Origin of the sequence: Fibrella aquatica, from assembly GCF_041321135.1 — a bacterium.
Lineage (GTDB): Bacteria > Bacteroidota > Bacteroidia > Cytophagales > Spirosomataceae > Fibrella > Fibrella aquatica.
On the sequence record NZ_JBGGWF010000004.1, the window covers coordinates 426,878 to 443,369 of the forward strand.

General features: G+C 53.3%; 12 protein-coding genes. 6 read left to right on the top strand and 6 right to left on the bottom strand.

Annotated elements, in window-relative coordinates:
• Nucleotides 1–54: 54 nt before the first annotated feature.
• The gene (locus tag ACAW87_RS12550) at nucleotides 55–843 is read right to left on the bottom strand and encodes a 3-keto-disaccharide hydrolase (RefSeq protein WP_370723738.1); all 789 of its coding nucleotides are present in this window, start codon (nucleotides 841–843) and stop codon (nucleotides 55–57) included.
• Between the two features lie 157 nt (nucleotides 844–1,000).
• Here ACAW87_RS12550 and ACAW87_RS12555 point away from each other — a divergent pair, with 157 nt between their 5' ends.
• Together ACAW87_RS12555 and ACAW87_RS12560 are read left to right on the top strand one after the other, a co-directional pair.
• Entirely contained in the window at nucleotides 1,001–2,866 is a 1,866-nt protein-coding gene (locus tag ACAW87_RS12555) for a 3-keto-alpha-glucoside-1,2-lyase-like domain-containing protein (protein ID WP_370723739.1), read from the top strand.
• 6 nt (nucleotides 2,867–2,872) lie between these two features.
• Nucleotides 2,873–4,885, top strand: a complete 2,013-nt coding sequence (locus tag ACAW87_RS12560; protein WP_370723740.1) for a c-type cytochrome — start codon at nucleotides 2,873–2,875, stop codon at nucleotides 4,883–4,885.
• 78 nt (nucleotides 4,886–4,963) lie between these two features.
• Here the strand turns inward: ACAW87_RS12560 and ACAW87_RS12565 are convergent, their stop codons facing one another.
• On the bottom strand, nucleotides 4,964–6,133 hold the full coding sequence (locus tag ACAW87_RS12565; RefSeq protein WP_370723741.1) for a sensor histidine kinase: 1,170 nt from the start codon (nucleotides 6,131–6,133) through the stop codon (nucleotides 4,964–4,966).
• Between the two features lie 226 nt (nucleotides 6,134–6,359).
• Here ACAW87_RS12565 and ACAW87_RS12570 point away from each other — a divergent pair, with 226 nt between their 5' ends.
• The 4 genes from ACAW87_RS12570 to ACAW87_RS12585 all read left to right on the top strand — a co-directional run bounded on the left by ACAW87_RS12570 (nucleotide 6,360) and on the right by ACAW87_RS12585 (nucleotide 11,071).
• Nucleotides 6,360–8,834: a S9 family peptidase gene (locus tag ACAW87_RS12570; RefSeq protein WP_370723742.1), complete on the top strand. Its 2,475-nt coding sequence runs from the start codon at nucleotides 6,360–6,362 to the stop codon at nucleotides 8,832–8,834.
• A 147-nt stretch (nucleotides 8,835–8,981) separates the two neighbouring features.
• Nucleotides 8,982–9,767, top strand: a complete 786-nt coding sequence (locus tag ACAW87_RS12575; RefSeq protein WP_370723743.1) for an MBL fold metallo-hydrolase — start codon at nucleotides 8,982–8,984, stop codon at nucleotides 9,765–9,767.
• 117 nt (nucleotides 9,768–9,884) lie between these two features.
• On the top strand, nucleotides 9,885–10,067 hold the full coding sequence (locus ACAW87_RS12580) for a hypothetical protein (RefSeq protein ID WP_370723744.1): 183 nt from the start codon (nucleotides 9,885–9,887) through the stop codon (nucleotides 10,065–10,067).
• Nucleotides 10,068–10,231: 164 nt separating this feature from the next.
• Nucleotides 10,232–11,071, top strand: coding sequence for a DUF2911 domain-containing protein (locus ACAW87_RS12585; protein ID WP_370723745.1), 840 nt, complete (start codon nucleotides 10,232–10,234; stop codon nucleotides 11,069–11,071).
• Nucleotides 11,072–11,395: 324 nt separating this feature from the next.
• On the opposite strand, the gene menD is transcribed toward ACAW87_RS12585, so the two are convergent.
• The 4 genes from menD to ACAW87_RS12605 all read right to left on the bottom strand — a co-directional run bounded on the left by menD (nucleotide 11,396) and on the right by ACAW87_RS12605 (nucleotide 16,484).
• Complete coding sequence (gene menD, locus ACAW87_RS12590) at nucleotides 11,396–13,120, bottom strand: 2-succinyl-5-enolpyruvyl-6-hydroxy-3-cyclohexene-1-carboxylic-acid synthase (RefSeq protein WP_370723746.1); 1,725 nt, start codon at nucleotides 13,118–13,120, stop codon at nucleotides 11,396–11,398.
• Between the two features lie 114 nt (nucleotides 13,121–13,234).
• Nucleotides 13,235–13,660 (bottom strand): EVE domain-containing protein, encoded by a 426-nt coding sequence (locus tag ACAW87_RS12595; RefSeq protein WP_370723747.1) that lies wholly within the window; start codon nucleotides 13,658–13,660, stop codon nucleotides 13,235–13,237.
• A gap of 122 nt (nucleotides 13,661–13,782) precedes the next feature.
• Nucleotides 13,783–15,984 carry a xanthine dehydrogenase family protein molybdopterin-binding subunit gene (locus ACAW87_RS12600; RefSeq protein ID WP_370723748.1) on the bottom strand — a complete coding sequence of 734 codons (2,202 nt, stop codon included), beginning with the start codon at nucleotides 15,982–15,984 and terminating at the stop codon, nucleotides 13,783–13,785.
• A complete protein-coding gene (locus tag ACAW87_RS12605) occupies nucleotides 15,981–16,484 on the bottom strand; it encodes a (2Fe-2S)-binding protein (protein WP_370723749.1) in 504 nt (167 codons plus the stop codon). Before ACAW87_RS12605 ends, ACAW87_RS12600 begins: the two co-directional genes overlap by 4 nt.
• Nucleotides 16,485–16,492 lie beyond the last annotated feature (8 nt).

The window sequence follows — 16,492 nt, forward strand, 5'->3', positions numbered from 1 at the left end:
CGAAGCACTCTTGTCTCTTGCTTCTTGCCTCTCATCTCTTAACTCTTAATTAATTTAAAGTTCTCTGATCCAGATATTGCGGAAACCTACGGGGTTGCCGTGGTCCTGAAGCAGGATTGGGCCTGCGCCGTGGGGCTCCATGGTTGGGTAACCGATGTAATCGGTGTTGCCTTTAATGGCCGTATGGTTTTGCACCACAATGCCGTTCATCATTACCGTTACATAGCCGGGCTCGGCCAGAATACCACTTTTATTGAAGCGGGGGGCATGGTACACGATGTCGTAAGTTTGCCACTCACCCGGTTTACGACTGGGGTTAGCCAATGGAATAGCCTGTTTGTACACCGAGCCGACCTGTCCGTTTGAATAGGTTGGATTCTCGTAGTTATCCAGCACCTGAATTTCGTAATAGCCTTGTAGGAACACGCCACTGTTTCCCCGTCCCTGGCTTTTACCTTCCGGCTTTTCCGGCGTGCGGAACTCGATATGCAGCTGGAAATTCTCGAATTCGCGCTTGGTGCGGGCATACGAGCCGAGGGTCGAATACATGGCTCCGTCTTTCACAGCCCACTTGAGGGGACCCAGATTTGTTTCTTTCCAATCTTTAGAAACGTGGCTTTTCACCGACACCCATTCGTTAGTATTTGTACCGTCGAACAACACAATCGCGTCGGAAGGGGCGGTCAACCCCGAAGCGGTTGGCGAGCTCTTGCCGGGAGTTACAATCGGCGGAACCGGTGTCCAGGTTTCCGATGATTCGGGCGTTTGTTTAGGTTGGGTTTGAGCAAAAGCGAAACCAGCAGTCAAGAGCAGGAGTGCAAAAGGGAAGGTTAATTTTTTCATGAGTCAATAAGGTATGTGTCAAATATAGGGGCCTTGCGCCTAAAAGTAAACGATCAGTTTTCTTACCCGCCAAAGGGGCAATTCACGACGATTCGCTGTTTGTACGATATAGATAGTATTTTTAAGGAAGTTTTTAGGCGTTAACCAACCCTGTTTCATGCGAATAGCTTATTCACTTGCCTTTTTTGTAGGCAGTTGTCTTTCCGGTCATTTGGCCAGTGCCCAAACGACCGGAAAGTTACCACTCAACGATTTGAGTGCCTTTAGAACGCCTGTTTCGTCTAACTGGCGCATTGCTGCCGATGTAATGGCCGATCTCGCCAAAGCCAATACATTGCAAAGTAAGCCGGGCTCGGGCACACAGACCGCATCTGTCCTTGTTTGTACGCCAACCGGGCAATATGGCAACCAGTTTAATCTGGTCACTACCCTCGAGCACGGAGATGCTGACCTGGAATTTGACTTTATGATGGCTAAAGGCGCTAACTCTGGTGTCTATCTGCAAGGCCGATACGAAATTCAGCTTAATGACAGTTGGGGCGTCACAACACCCAAATCCTCTGACGTAGGTGCCGTCTACGAACGTTGGGACGATAGCCGCCCTGAGGGCAAAAAGGGCTATGAAGGCCACCCGGCCCGGCAGAACGCGGGTAAAGCACCCGGCCTATGGCAACATATGAGGATTGCCTTCCAGGCTCCGCGTTTCGATGCCAATGGCAAAAAAACAGCCAATGCCATCATTCTGCGTGCGGAATTGAACGGTGTGCTCATTCATGAAAATGTAGAACTATCAGGCCCAACACGTGGTCCGCTCAAGGCTGACGAAACAGCTCGTGGACCTTTGGTTTTTCAGGGCGATCATGGTGCCGTTGCTTTCCGGAATCTCACCTACAGCCTCTACGATAAAGGCAAACCCCGGCTAACCAACCTGTCGTATGAACTATACAAGGGAAATTTCAAGAATGAGGCCTCCTTTGGTGGCACCCCGCCCGAATCGAAAGGCCCCTCATCGGTGCTGACAGCAGGCGTCACACGTCTTACCAATGATTTTGCGGTAAAATATTCAGGTACGTTGCACATCGAGTCTCCCGGTGAGTACACATTCAGCATGAGCACAGCCAACGGTGCCGGCCAAATGAAAATCAATAATCAGGTAGTTAGCAAATGGACGGAGTGGACTAACTCAGGAAAAATCACCCTCCCCGCTGGTGATATGCCGCTGGAAGCTGTTTACAGTAAAATCTACGGCGGTGGCAATCCCGATTTCCAGATTTCGGTGACCGGCCCCGGTTTCCGGCAGTTCATGCTGACCCCAACCGCCATTACTGAATCGGGCGAAACAGACCCTATTCTGGTTACGGCAGAAACCAACACCATTCTTCGCAGTTTCATGGACCTTCCCCGTGCCCGGAACGAACGTGGCCGCGCTTATCGCGTTACACACGGTATCTCTGTGGGTAGCCCCCAGCAGGTGCACTACACCTACGATGCCGACTTTGGCAACGTTGTTCAGGTTTGGCGCGGTATGTTCCTGGATGCAACTCCAATGTGGGAAAACCGGGGAGACGGGTCGTCGCGCCCGATGGGAACGGTGAATTATCTGGGCGGCAAACCTCAACTGGCACTGGCCCGACTTACGTCGACAGATGCTCCGTGGCCTACCGATACCACAGGCAGCGGTTTTCGCCCGAAAGGGTATCATCTTGATGATCAGGAAAGGCCCACCTTCCGCTACATAACCGCGTCGACAATGGTGGAAGACCAGCTTATGCCCTTACCCGACGGTCACGGAATTCGCCGTCAGTTAACGGTGGCTCAACCGGGAACAGGCCTCTATGCACGACTGGCCTCAGGTACGTCTATCGAACCAATGCCGAACAACACGTACCTGATCGATGGTAAAACGTACATGATTCAATTGACTGACGCAGGGAACAGCCAGCCGATTGTCAGAACCAGCAACGGCGTGCAGGAGCTACTTATTCCTGTTTCAGGCAAACTGACGTACTCGATCCTTTTTTAATCAACTATGAAAAAGATACAACAATACTTACTACTGGCTGCACTGGCTCTACCAATAGCGGCCCGGGCGCAGGAATCTCCGAAAGAAGAGGACTTTTTCCGCATCACCAAAGTATCGGCTCCCGAAGGAACCCTGCTTGAGGTAGGTGGTCTTGCCATGCTTCCCAACGGGAACCTCGGCATTTCGACGCGTCGGGGTGACATATTCATCGTTGAAAACCCAACCAGCAAACGACCTTTCTTCCGCAAGTTTGCCTCGGGTTTGCACGAAGTACTGGGGCTGGCTTATAAAGATGGTTCGCTCTACTGCGCCCAACGCGGCGAGCTAACCAAATTGACAGATACCAACAACGACGGGAAAGCTGACCTGTTTGAAACAGTATACGCCTGGCCCCTGTCTGGCCACTATCATGAGTACAGCTTCGGCCCGAAAATTGCACCCGACGGCACCTTTTTCGTAACGGGTAACGTGGCCTTTGGCGACGAAGAATGGTGGCGGGGCGAAAGTCGGGTACCCTGGCGCGGCTGGACAATGAAGATTTCGGAGAATGGTAACATGCAGCCCTGGGCTACCGGTATGCGCTCACCTGCCGGTCCCAGCATGATCAATGGTGAACTTTTCTATACCGACAATCAGGGCGATTGGCAGGGTTCAGGTGGTGTGATCCATGTAAAAAAGGGTGCTTTCACCGGCCATCCGGCGGGTCTTCGCTGGACGGGTATGCCCAACTCACCGCTGAAATTGACCGCCGAGCAGTTTTATGCCAAAATTGATATCCGACAGAATCGTGATGCTAACGGACGCATGATTAAGCCGGAGAACGTGGTGAATGAAACGCCCGATCTACTTTTTAAAGTAAAAGAACAGTTTCCAGAAATTCAGACGCCAGCCGTCTGGTTGCCTCACGGCGTTTTGGGTGTTTCCAACTCGGAGATCATCACCATTCCGGAAGGGGTATTCGGCCCATTTGCCGGTCAGCAACTGGTGGGCGATCAGGGCATGAGCAAGATATCGCGCGTGATGATGGAGAAAGTAAACGGCGAATATCAGGGCGCGGCTATCGAATTCCGTTCGGGCTTCCGCTCGGGTGTGATGCGGCTCGTTTTTGCGCCGGATGGCTCCCTGTTTGTGGGCGAAACCAACCGGGGCTGGGGCTCGGCAGGCGATGCCAACGAGGGTCTTCAGCGCCTTGTCTGGAACAACGGAACGCCGTTTGAAATGCGTACGGTAAAGGCCATGCCCGACGGCTTCGAGATTGAGTTCACAAAGCCCGTCACCAAATTATCGGCCGAAGATCTGGCGTCCTATTCAGTAGAAAGCTTTCTGTACAAATACCACCCCGTTTACGGAAGCCCGACGATCAACAAGGAAAAACATGCGATCAAAGGCGTGAAACTCACCGAAGACGGCATGCGCGCCCGGATTGTGGTTGATAACCTGCGGAAAAACTACATTCATCAGATCACCCTCGACGGGGTACGTTCGGAAGAGGGCACTTACTCGCTCATTCATCCGATTGCGTATTACACGCTGAACAATATTCCAGAGGGTCAGAAACTGGCTATGGCTGAGGTAAGCGTTAAAAATTCGGTTGCGAGACCTGCCCCGGCGCCCGCCAAGACCCCGGCCGGAAAACCCGTGAAAGCAGGCGTTAAAGGCAAACCAGCTTTGCAGAGTGGTCAGGCCGTGTCGATGGCCAAAGCCCCCACTTTTGCTGAGGTAAAAGGTCTGCTGGCTAAGCATACTTGCCTGGCCTGCCATAACGCCGACAAACGGCAGATTGGGCCAGCCTATAAAGACGTGGCCAAACGCGGGTACACCAACGACCAACTGGTTGAGCTGATCTACAACCCGAAGCCCGCCAACTGGCCCGACTATGCGACCGAGATGCCGCCCATGCCGCAGGTACCTAAAGCCGATGCGCTGAAGATTGCCGCCTGGATTAACTCTTTGGCTCCATCTGGTAAAGCCGCGCCAGGTACGCTGGTTAGCCCCGACGGTCCTAAATCACGGCCGTAAGGTTAAGTAGTAAATCGACAAAAAGCCTTTCTACGCAAGCAGGAAGGCTTTTTTATTAATTCATGGATGGTACTCGAACTACTTCCTCCCTCGGTCTCTCCCGGTAGCTGCCTCGGCGTAGTGATGCAGGCGTTTGTTATTTTTGGGTAAGGTAAAATAGAACGTAGTGCCAATGCCAACGGTACTATCGAGCCAGATTTTGCCGCCGTAAATCTCGACGACTTTTTTGCAGGTGGCCAGACCTATACCTGTGCCCGAATACTTCCCACGCCCGTGCAATCGCTGGAAAAGCTGGAAGACCCGGTCATAATATTGTTTGTCTATCCCAATTCCGTTGTCGCTCACCGAGAAGTGATAGTCGTTCTTATCTTCCGTAGCTTTAATCTGTACATGAGGAGGTACCTCGGGTCTGCTGTACTTAAGACCATTGGTGATCAAGTTCTGAAACACTTGCTTGATGTCAGTTTTATGGCCCATGATGGTAGGCAACGATCCAACTTCTACCTCTGCCTCTAGATTCTGTATTTCGGCTTGCTGATCGTCCAGAATTTCGGCTACTATTTCGTTCAGATTCAGAGGTACCAGAGCTACTTGATTACCCACCCGCGAAAACTCCAGCAAATCATCAATCAGGTTGCGCATCCGTTCGGCCGCCGCCGTAGATACGCCGATTAACCGGTTTGCATCGTCATCGAGCTTGGGGCCGTGCACGTTTTCCAGCAGACTCAGGTAATTGGCGATCGTTTTCAGTGGTGATTGCAGATCGTGTGAGGCGACGTAGGCAAACTGCTGTAATTCTTCGTTTGATCGGGTCAGTTCCTGAAGCGCCAACTGCCTGTAGGCTAACTCCCGATTATATTCTTCGGAAGTACGCAGCCCAACTGCTTCATTGAAATGGCGAATCAGCGCAAGCACCGTCAGGATCGATACAATACCCGTCAGAAAGCGAACTACCGCGCTAATTCGGTAGGCGGGATACCAGAACATAAGCGCATCGAGCAGGTGAGTAAGGCCACAAAGCAGAATAAAAGCGCCAAAAAGCCAGAACACACCCGACAGCGGCACGCCTTTCTTGATGATCACAAACCGGATCAGCACCAGCGGAATGGCCATATAGGCCAGCCAGATTGTTAGGTCAGACAGAATATATAACCAGCCGTGGAAATCAGACCAGGTGCCGCAATACCAGCGGGGAGGCCAGTCGCTGGTATCGGGTAACCGCCGAAAAAAATCAAAAAATTGTTCCATGTAGCTGGTAAAATAGAAGTGAATGTCTACGGAGAAATTAAACCGAATAATCAAAGATAATAGCGGCAGAGTACACCTTTCAGAAAGTGCTGCTTTAGACCAGCCGACAGAGCGCACAAAAAAAGGGATTAAAACCCAATTTGGCCTACTAACTAGCTATACAGTAGCCTGATTGAAAGGCATTTCTCGTTACTTTTGGTTGATCAACTTCATAAACGGCATCAACATGGTAAACAAGTATTCTCGCTTGCTCTGCACAGCTGCGTTTTTTGCACTGACGGTAGCAACCACCTTTGCTCAGGACGCACTGACCTACCAAACCCCACCTAAAGCGCTGGCCGATCTGGTTACGATTCCGCCAACACCGGGCGTAAGCATTACGTCGAAGGGCGATCAGATGCTGATTCTGGAACGGTCATCGGCCCCCTCGATTGCCGAACTGGCCCAACCCGAGCTAAAATTGGCAGGTCTGCGAATGAACCCAGCCAACAACGGCCCAAGCCGGGCGTCGTATATCACCGGACTACGACTGAAGAAACTACCCTCAGGTACCGAGATTGCGGTAAAAGGCCTACCCGAATCACCCCTGATTTCATCGGTCCAATGGTCGCCCGACGAAACTAAATTCGCCTTTACCGTATCGAGCGATAGCAAGATTGAACTATACATCGCCGATGTAGCTACGGCCACCGCCAAAAAGCTAACCGATAAAGCGATCAACGCCGCGTTTGGCGCGCCCTTTCGCTGGACATCAGACAGCAAAAGCCTGGTTGTGAAGCTGATTCCAGATGGCCGTGCGGCCGCACCGGGAGCCAACCTTGTGCCTGTTGGCCCAACCATGCAGGATAACAGCAGTGGAAAACGCGGACAGGCGCCGACCTACCAGGATCTGCTGAAGAATCCATCCGACGAAAAGCAGTTTGCCTACTTCACTACCTCGCAGGTAGCCCGCGTGGGCATAGATGGTGCGGTTCAGCCCATTGGTCAGCCTGGTATTATTGCGGCGGCGTCCCCTTCGCCGGATGGTAAATACGTCATGATCGAAACCATCCATACGCCTTTCTCGTACCTCGTTCCTGCCTACCGGTTTCCAACCCGCACCGATGTGTTTGCCATTGGCGGTCAGTTGGTGAAAATGCTTAACGATGGTCCGTTGCAGGAAAGTGTTCCTTACAGTTCAGATGGCGCACCAAGTGGTCCCCGCAATTTCGACTGGCGCGACGATGCACCCGCGTCGATCTACTACACGGTAGCGCAGGATAAAGGCGACCCTAAAGTGCAAGCAGAGGTTCGCGACCGGGTTTTCCTGATCGACGCTCCATTTACCGGCGAACCTAAAGCCATTTACGACGCTGCCTTCCGGTTTACGGGCTTTACCTGGGGCAACGCCACTACCGCCATGGCTACCGAACGCTGGTGGCAGACGCGAAAAAGCATCACCAAACTGGTGAACCCATCAGCCAATTTCGCGTCAACCGTACTTTTTGATCGTTCGTCGGAAGATCGTTACGGCAACCCAGGTTCGCCCGATACGAAGCCTAACCAATATGGCCGAGATGTGCTGAATATTCTGCCCAGCAACGACATTATGCTCGTGAACGGACAGGGTGCCTCACCCGAAGGGGATCGCCCTTTTGTGAGCGTGATGAACCTGACGACGAAAAAAATTACGCCACTCTGGCGGTCAGAAGCGCCCGTTTTCGAGCGGCCCATCGCCATTCTCGATGCCGCAGCCGGTGTTATTCTGACAACCCGCGAAACCCCCGACGAGAACCCGAACTACTTCATTCGCAACCTGAAGAGACGCATTGCGCCCTTGCAGATCACGTCGTTCCCGCATCCATACGCTCAGCTAAAAGGTATCACCAAACAGCAGCTTCGCTACAAACGCCCCGACGGTGTTGACCTGACGGCTACGCTCTATTTGCCGGTTGGGTACAAGAAATCAGACGGGCCATTACCGACGTTCATGTGGGCTTATCCGGCCGAATTTAAGAGCAAGGAAGCCGCCGGTCAGGTATCGGGATCACCTTACCAATTCAACCGGATTGCGGCTATGGGCGGTGCTATTTTTGCCGCTATGGGCTACGCCGTTCTCGACAACACCAGTATTCCGATTGTAGGTGAGGGCGACAAAGAGCCGAACGACACTTATGTGGAGCAGTTAGTAGCGAGTGCCAAAGCCGCGATCGACGAAGGTGTTCGATTGGGCGTAGTCGATGCCAGTCGGGTTGGTGTTGGTGGTCACTCATACGGCGCCTTCATGACTGCTAACCTACTAACGCACAGCAATTTATTCAAAGCAGGCATTGCCCGTAGCGGTGCTTACAATCGTACGCTCACCCCGTTTGGTTTCCAGAACGAGCAGCGTAGCTACTGGCAGGCGGCTGATGTGTATAACAAGATGTCGCCGTTCATGAATGCCGACAAAATGAAAACGCCGCTGTTGCTGGTTCACGGTGAAGCCGACAATAATACAGGTACGTTCCCGATTCAGTCAGATCGTTATTACAATGCTCTGAAGGGTTTTGGAGCCACCACCCGGTTAGTCTTCCTGCCCTACGAATCGCACGGATACGCAGCCAAAGAATCCCTGCTACACATGCTGTGGGAAATGAACGGCTGGCTCGATAAATACGTAAAAAGCACCCCTGCCACAACCGGATCAGTTGCACCGGCTAAAATGTCGGGAGGAAAGTAGAAGGGATTTTGGATTTGGGACGTCGGATTTCGGACCAAGTTAGTTATCTTAATTCCGGCGAACGAATTCGATTTATTCTTGGCTATTTAGTCAGGTGAGCCCCTTCTTTTGCAGGGTCTCGCCTGACTAAATAGCCTTTCTTTTTATATGCCTCTCTACATTACCTCGTTAAATTCAGGCAGTAATGGCAACTGCTATTATGTTGGCAATGAGCAGGAAGCCGTACTGATTGATGCAGGGCTCTCGTGTCGGCAAACCGAGGTACGCATGCAGCGGCTGGGGTTATCACTCCGTATGGTGAAGGCGATTTTTATCTCACACGAACACAGCGACCACATCAGCGGGGTGGCTCAACTGTCGCTCAAGTACCAGATTCCGGTATACATTACCACGCCAACCCTCCGGTCCACGAGGTTACTACCGGCTCGATTTCCCGTTCGCGTGTTGCTGCCTTACGAACCCGTCGAGGTTGGTACGCTTCGCGTGACGGCTTTCCCCAAGCAGCACGACGCCGTTGATCCGCAAAGCTTTCTGGTCGATGATCGAGAGACGACCGTGGGCGTGTTTACCGATATTGGCGCGGCCTGTGAGCAGGTGATTCACCATTTTAAACAGTGTCACGCTGTTTTTCTGGAAGCGAATTACGACGAAGACCTATTGGCAAATGGGCGTTACCCGGCTTTTCTGAAACAACGAATCAGGGGCGGGCATGGTCACCTGTCGAATCAGCAGGCCCTAACACTCTTCAGGGAACACAAACCGGCATTTATGAGTCACGTGCTGTTATCGCACCTCTCGAAAGACAATAACAGTCCGGTAATCGCCCACGATTTTTTTCGGCCCCACATGGATCAGACCGAGCTAATCGTTGCCTCCCGCTTTGCCGAAACGCCGGTTTATACCGTAGGAGTTACTTGCCTTGAGCCGCTGTAGCCTGACGTTACGTACCTGCGTGAAAACGGCCAGTCAATCGGTTTAGCCTGAATTTTAAACAGATCGGGTGTTTTGCTGTTTCATGAGCAGTTCTCATCTCTATCAATCACTCAACATATGAATCTCAAACGCGTTTTCGGTGTCATTTTGACCTTACTTGGTCTGGCAGGCCTCCTGATGGGTGGCAAGGATTTGATGGCGGGCGGTGTGGCGCAGGCCTCCCTCGTTTATCTGGTCCTGGGCGGTATCTTCTTTTTCACCGGCATTAGCCTGATCCGTACTACTGGCGACACGGCCTAGCGCCTGATTGCTGGCTTGTCAGGCTTCAACGAATACTGACGAAAAAAAAGCGTGGGGTTCATTAAACCCTATAGTCTATCGGTTTGTCAAAAGCCCGGTCACATGACCGGGCTTTTTTGTCGATATTCGTCGTAAACTTGTTGTCTGTTTTTATCGATTCTACCATGCATAAACTAATCCTTTCTACGATACTGTCTGTTTGCCTGACAGCGGGCTATGCCCAGATTGATTTACCAGCAGCCAGCCCTGCCGCCACCGTTACGCAACAAGTCGGTTTAGGCTCAGTTACGGTCGATTATGGCCGTCCTTCGCTAAGAGGCCGCACGATGTTTGGCGACCGGGTTCCGTACGGAAAAGTGTGGCGTTCGGGTGCCAATAAAATCACCAACATCACGCTCTCGGAGACAATGACGCTCAATGGAAAGGCGTTGTCGGCGGGTACGTATGGCCTTTACTCCGTTCCCGACAGAGATTCGTTTACCTTCATCATCAACAAAGACGCACAAGCCTGGGGCGCTTATGATTACAAGGAAGTAAACGATGTGATTCGGCTGGTGGTACGGCCCGAACGCTCGATCATGAAGACCGAAACGCTGACCTTTGAGTTTGTCGACATCACGCCTACGTCGGCCACGCTTCAGGTACGTTGGGATGAACTGGTTGCTCGGTTGCCTATCTCAAACGATGCCGATACACGCGTGATGGCGCAGATTAAAGAAAAAACGGCCTCGCCTACTGCTTCAACCGATACGTATTTTGGAGCCGCCCAATATTACCTCGACACTAACCGCGATCTAAATCAGGCGCTGGTTTGGGCCAATAAGGTGGTGGAAAAGAACACCGAATACTGGGCGTATCACCTGCGGGCAAAAATAGAGGCGAAGCTGAGCAACTGCAAAGCCGCCCGCGCCGACGCCCAAATGTCGCTCGACCTGGCTAAAAAAGCCGGTGACGATGCCTACATCAAAAACAACGAGAAGATTCTGGAAGATTGCCGGATGTAGGTCTGGACAGGCTTTGGCGGGATTAATAGGATTTTCGTTGTTGCTTGCTTGTCGCGAGTGACAGCAGGAAATTGCTCTCGTTAGGCTTCGCGAACTAGGCCCTTCGACTAGGCCGGTCCGCCGGTGCGGTCCCCGACAGGCTCAGGGTGACAGGAACCTAAGGGTTGTTAGCCAGAACATGGTGATGATTGATGTCACCCTGAGCCTGTCGGGGACCGCACCGGCGGACCGGCCTAGTCGAAGGGCCTAGTTCGCGAAGCTTAACGAAAGCAATTTCCTCAAAGCCCCCCCACCCTTATAGCAAATTTACAGTACCAAACCCAACTACAACCGCTGTTTATAGGCTTTAAACGCTTCGGCATTCAGGTATTTGTCGGTGGTGATTTCGAGCAGCTTAGGCTTGTCAGATGCCTGGAAAAACGTACCCAGCGTAGTGGCCAACGTACCCAGTTCTGCCACCTGGTGATAGGTAATTCCGAAGTCGGCGCAGGTACGTTCGGCGGTTAGCTGATGTGGCGTTTCGAAATAAGTCTCTAACTCCGGCTGTTGCGACGGACCGTCGATGATTCGGAATATATGGCCCGCCGAATTATTGAGCATCACGATGCGCAGATTAGCTGGCAAATTTGACTGCCAAAGTGCATTGCGGTCGTAGAAGAACGACACATCGCCCAACAGCACCGTCACAATCTGCTCGGTTCGCAGGGCAGCGCCAACGGCCGTACTCAGGCACCCATCGATCCCGCTTGTGCCCCGATTGGCCCACACCCGAATAGCCTGATTAGCGTCAAGCCCGCACATATTGGCGTACCGAACAGGCATGCTGTTGCCTAGATGCAGGTGCGACTCCGCGGGTAACGCATCCAATACAGCTTCTGTAGCCACCCAATCAGTAAATGGCGACTCCCGGAGCGACTGGGCTACAATCCGACGGGCGGCCTGTTCGGCAGCTTGCCAGGCCGTAAGGTATTCTGCTTCTTCGTCATCCTCCTCAACGCCTTCTCGAAAATGCTGGTAATCGAGATCAGCAAATAGTTTCTGGAAGAAATCGGCCGGTTCCATTGGAATCCGGGTGGTCATGGACTGGAACGAATCGACGAGCCGATCACCGTGGGCCTGAATGTGCCAGTGTTGGGCGGCCGAGTAACGGCGGAAATAGGTTTTCAGATTACGCGTCAGAAACGAGTTGCCCAGCGTAACGAGCAGATCGGGGCGCAGGTTGGCCAGTTCTTCTTCATTAGGCTGTCCCAGAATCGTGTCTGACTGACTGATAAACACGTCATTTCGGCCAAGATTACTGATAATTTCACCCACCACAGGTACGTTCAGTTCACGGCCAATCTGGGCAAGCACCTGCTGTAAATCAGGCTGGAACGTGGTTTGCCCGACCAGAATCAGCTTACGTTCGGCTCGTTCCCAATCGGCCAATAAGCGGTGCCAGGTGTCGGCCGGTAACTGTGCCAGCGTAGGTAGCTGCTCGACAACACGACCCCGTTCCGGCCGAAACACCTCATCGGCTTTTGGGTAGAACGGCTCGCGCAAGGGTACGTTTATATGCACCGGTCCGGCGGGGCCGTGGCAACTCAAATCGAAGGCTTCGTTCGCCACCCGCTCCATAAACCAACGCGCATCGGGATGGGTATAGTCGGCGGGGAAATCGTAACTCCGTTTTACATGGTTCCCGAAAATTCCTACCTGATCGATGGTCTGTCCGTCCTGCTGATGCAGCCATTCGTGGGGCCGGTCGGCGGTGAGTAGTAACAACGGAACCTGTTTAAAATAAGCCTCCACCACCGCCGGGCTAAGGTTATACACGGCACTCCCCGACGTACAGATGAGCGCCACAGGTGTCTTCGTCTGTTGCGCCATGCCCAGGGCCGTAAAGCCGGCCACCCGCTCGTCGGGCACCACCCGTACCCGCAAACCGGGATGCCGCGCTACAGCCAGCGTCAGCGGTGCCGACCGCGACCCCGGCGACACCACCACATCGCGCAGCCCTTTCTGGTGCAACAACTCAACAAAATTCAGGATAGGCTGGAGGGTGGGCATGGAATGTAGTTTGTGGTTTGTGGTCTACAGTGTATAGTTGCGCTGCTAAGTCACCATCTCGTAGACTAGCGGCGCAACCACAAACTATAGACTACAAACCACAAACTGAAAATTTTAGTTATTCCCCATCTTCACAATCAGATCAAACTCGTCGGGTTTGATGGGCATGACCGAGAGGCGGGATTGTTTGATGAGGGCCACATTGGCCAGCATGGGTTCAGCTTTGATCTGTGCCAATGAAACGGATTGTGCAAAGGCCAGCGCTGGCTCCAGTTCCACTACGCACCAGGGCGTTTGCTTGCCCGCTGGCACAGGATCGGCGGTTGGGTCGGGGTAGGCTTCGCAGACAACTTTGGCCAGACCAACCACGGCGGGTTTGGTCACGCTATGGTAAAACAACACCTGATCGCCTTCGCGCATGGCCTGTAGGTTATTACGGGCCTGATAATTACGTACACCGTCCCAGGTAGCGCGCCCCTGTTCAATAAAATGATGCCAGCCATATGTCTCCGGCTCCGACTTTACTAACCAATAATTCATGGGGCAAAAGTAAGAGGAAGGGAGGAAAGGAGGAAGGGGAGAACGGAGGAAAGGGAGCTTACGCGTAAGCAATGCTGAGCCGTAAACTCCCCTTCCTCCTTTCTCCCTTTCCTCCGTTCGTTTTACACCTTCCCTAGATCAAACGGCAGTCGGCGCACTCGTTTGCCGGTGGCGGCGAAAACGGCGTTGGCCAGCGCGGGGGCTAGCGGTGGTAAGCCGGGTTCACCTACGCCTTTGATCGTGTTTCCACCGTCGGCCAGAATATGCACCTCAATGGCGGGCATTTCGTTGATGCGCAACATCTGATTGGTATCAAAATTAGTTTGTTGCGCCTGTCCGTTGGCGAAGGTGATTCCTTCTTTGGTGGCCGCTACCAGCCCCATACAGATCGCCCCTTCTACCTGATTCCGCACCATGTCGGGGTTAACAACCGTGCCCAGGTCAATCACGCAATACACTTTGTCGACCTTCACCGACCCGTCTTTCTGCTTCGACACCTCGACAACCTGACCGGCCAGACCGGCGAAGAACTCCCACTGCGCTACGCCGCGGCCTTTACCGGCCGGTAGCGGCTTGTCCCAGTTCGACACCTCACGGAGTTTGGCCAGCACCTTTTTCGTATCAGACTCCTTTGTGAGCATCGCCATCCGGTAATCCATCGGGTTCTGCTTCGCCTGATGCGCCATCTCGTCGATGAAACACTCGTGCGCAAAGGCCAGCGTGGTGCTGGTAACGGCCCGCCAATAGCCTGTTGGTACCTGAAGGTCGGCAAAGACGTAGCGGTTGTCGACATTCGGTATCTCGTACTTCTGTTCGCTGATGCCCTCCGTCATGGTTTTGTCGGGCTTGTCGGCTTTATGGCCCCGACCCAGCGTGGCATCGATCGAAGGCGAAATGACTTTGTGCTGAAAAGCAACCGGTTTACCCGTAGCGTCGAGTCCGGCGCGCATGGCCGAGAAAGTCATGGGTCGGAAGGGGCCGAGTTGTGTGTCGTCTTCGCGTGTCCAGACCACCTTTACGGGCTTACCCACTGATTTGGCAATATGGGCCGCTTCGAGCACAAAATCCTGGAATAACCGACGCCCAAAACCCCCGCCGTTGAAGGTGATATTCACCTTTACATCGGCAGGCTTGATCTTGAACTCGTCGGCTATCTTCGACTTGATCCAGTCCGGTGCCTGCGACGAGGTCCAGACCTCTACCGTATCGGCGGTAGGCCAGTTCACCACGCAGTTCATCGGCTCCATGGGCGAGTGACTCACCATGGGCGTTTCGTAAAACGCGTCGATTTTGGTAGTGGCATTGGCAAACGCTTTGCCGAAATCGCCCGAGGTGTGGTCGACTACACCGTCCTGTTTGGCCAGTTCGCGAAGGTGCTTTTCGTAAGCTACCGTGTTGAAGGCATCGAGGCCCTGGTGATCCCATTTTACGGCCAATGCCCGACGGCCTTTCAGCGCAGCCCAATACGTATCGGCCACCACCGCTACGCCATCATACTTATTTTCTTCGAGCACGCGGGTCGCCTTCACTACCTGTTGCACGCCTTTTACCTGCTTCGTTTTGGTATCATCGAAGCTAATCAGCTTGCTGCCAATAACGGGGCTGCGTTCTACCGAGGCATACAGCATACCCGGCACTTTTACGTCGATACCGAACTGCGCCCGACCCGATGATTTGGCGGGCACTTCGGGCCGGAGCGCCGCCTTACCCAGGATCGTGAAATCTTTCGGGTCTTTTAGTTTCGGACTGGTCGGTACGGGTAATGTCGACGCCACGTCGATTAGTTCACCATACCCGATACTGCGTCCTGATGCTTTATGGTGCACCCGCGCATTGGCTACGGTACATTCGTCGGCAGGTACGTTCCACTGTTGGCTGGCGGCGATTACCAGCATTTCGCGGGCCGAAGCACCCACTTTGCGTAGGGTCATATACCGACCACGAACCGATGCGCTACCGCCCGAAATCTGACCGCCAAATGATTTTTCACCCCCCGTTTGCAGAATCGTCACCTGATTCAGTGATACCCCCAATTCTTCGGCGATCAGCGCCGGAACCGACTGGAACGTACCCTGACCCATATCCGGTTGAGGGTTCATGATCGTAATTTTTCCGGGCTTCCCTCCCACCGATTTCTCGATGATGATGTAGGGTGTCAGCTCGGTACCAACGGGAGCCGCGTTGATATTCAGGATACCCATGCCCGCCACGTCAGGAACGCCAGCAGTGGCCGACGACATGCCGAGTACCAGTGCCCCGCCCGCCAGACCAAGCGTTTTCAGAAAATCGCGGCGGTTGGCTGTTAGTATAGTGTCTGTGCTCATCGTTTCCCGAGTTTAGTACTGTTCTTCACTTTAGGCGTAGCCGTGATTTCGGCCGACGCAGTATGAATGGCCTGCCGGATTCGGACGTAGGTGCCACAACGACAGATGTTACCCTGCATGGCCGCGTCGATATCAGCATCGGTTGGCTTTGGAATCTGTTTCAGCAACGCCACCGCCGACATGATCTGCCCCGACTGGCAGTAACCGCACTGCGGCACCTGATGCTCGATCCAGGCTTTCTGCACCGGATGATCGGCATTTTTCGAAAGACCTTCAATGGTGGTAATCTTCTGTCCAGCCACCGCCGAAACAGGTACACTACATGATCGAACGGGCGATCCGTCGAGGTGAACGGTACAGGCTCCGCACTGGGCAATGCCGCAACCGAACTTGGTGCCGGTCAGGCCAACTACGTCGCGGATTGCCCACAATAGCGGCATATCGGGATCAACGTCGAGCGTTTTCGGCTGATTGTTTATAGTGAGTTTAATCATGGCCATCAAACTGA

Coding starts and splice junctions, on each gene's coding strand:
- ACAW87_RS12575 (WP_370723743.1), top strand. CDS start 8,982: ATGCCTCTCTACATTACCTCGTTAAATTCAGGCAGTAATGGCAACTGC.
- ACAW87_RS12605 (WP_370723749.1), bottom strand. CDS start 16,484: ATGGCCATGATTAAACTCACTATAAACAATCAGCCGAAAACGCTCGAC.
- ACAW87_RS12565 (WP_370723741.1), bottom strand. CDS start 6,133: ATGGAACAATTTTTTGATTTTTTTCGGCGGTTACCCGATACCAGCGAC.
- menD (WP_370723746.1), bottom strand. CDS start 13,120: ATGCCCACCCTCCAGCCTATCCTGAATTTTGTTGAGTTGTTGCACCAG.
- ACAW87_RS12600 (WP_370723748.1), bottom strand. CDS start 15,984: ATGAGCACAGACACTATACTAACAGCCAACCGCCGCGATTTTCTGAAA.
- ACAW87_RS12595 (WP_370723747.1), bottom strand. CDS start 13,660: ATGAATTATTGGTTAGTAAAGTCGGAGCCGGAGACATATGGCTGGCAT.
- ACAW87_RS12560 (WP_370723740.1), top strand. CDS start 2,873: ATGAAAAAGATACAACAATACTTACTACTGGCTGCACTGGCTCTACCA.
- ACAW87_RS12585 (WP_370723745.1), top strand. CDS start 10,232: ATGCATAAACTAATCCTTTCTACGATACTGTCTGTTTGCCTGACAGCG.
- ACAW87_RS12550 (WP_370723738.1), bottom strand. CDS start 843: ATGAAAAAATTAACCTTCCCTTTTGCACTCCTGCTCTTGACTGCTGGT.
- ACAW87_RS12580 (WP_370723744.1), top strand. CDS start 9,885: ATGAATCTCAAACGCGTTTTCGGTGTCATTTTGACCTTACTTGGTCTG.
- ACAW87_RS12570 (WP_370723742.1), top strand. CDS start 6,360: ATGGTAAACAAGTATTCTCGCTTGCTCTGCACAGCTGCGTTTTTTGCA.
- ACAW87_RS12555 (WP_370723739.1), top strand. CDS start 1,001: ATGCGAATAGCTTATTCACTTGCCTTTTTTGTAGGCAGTTGTCTTTCC.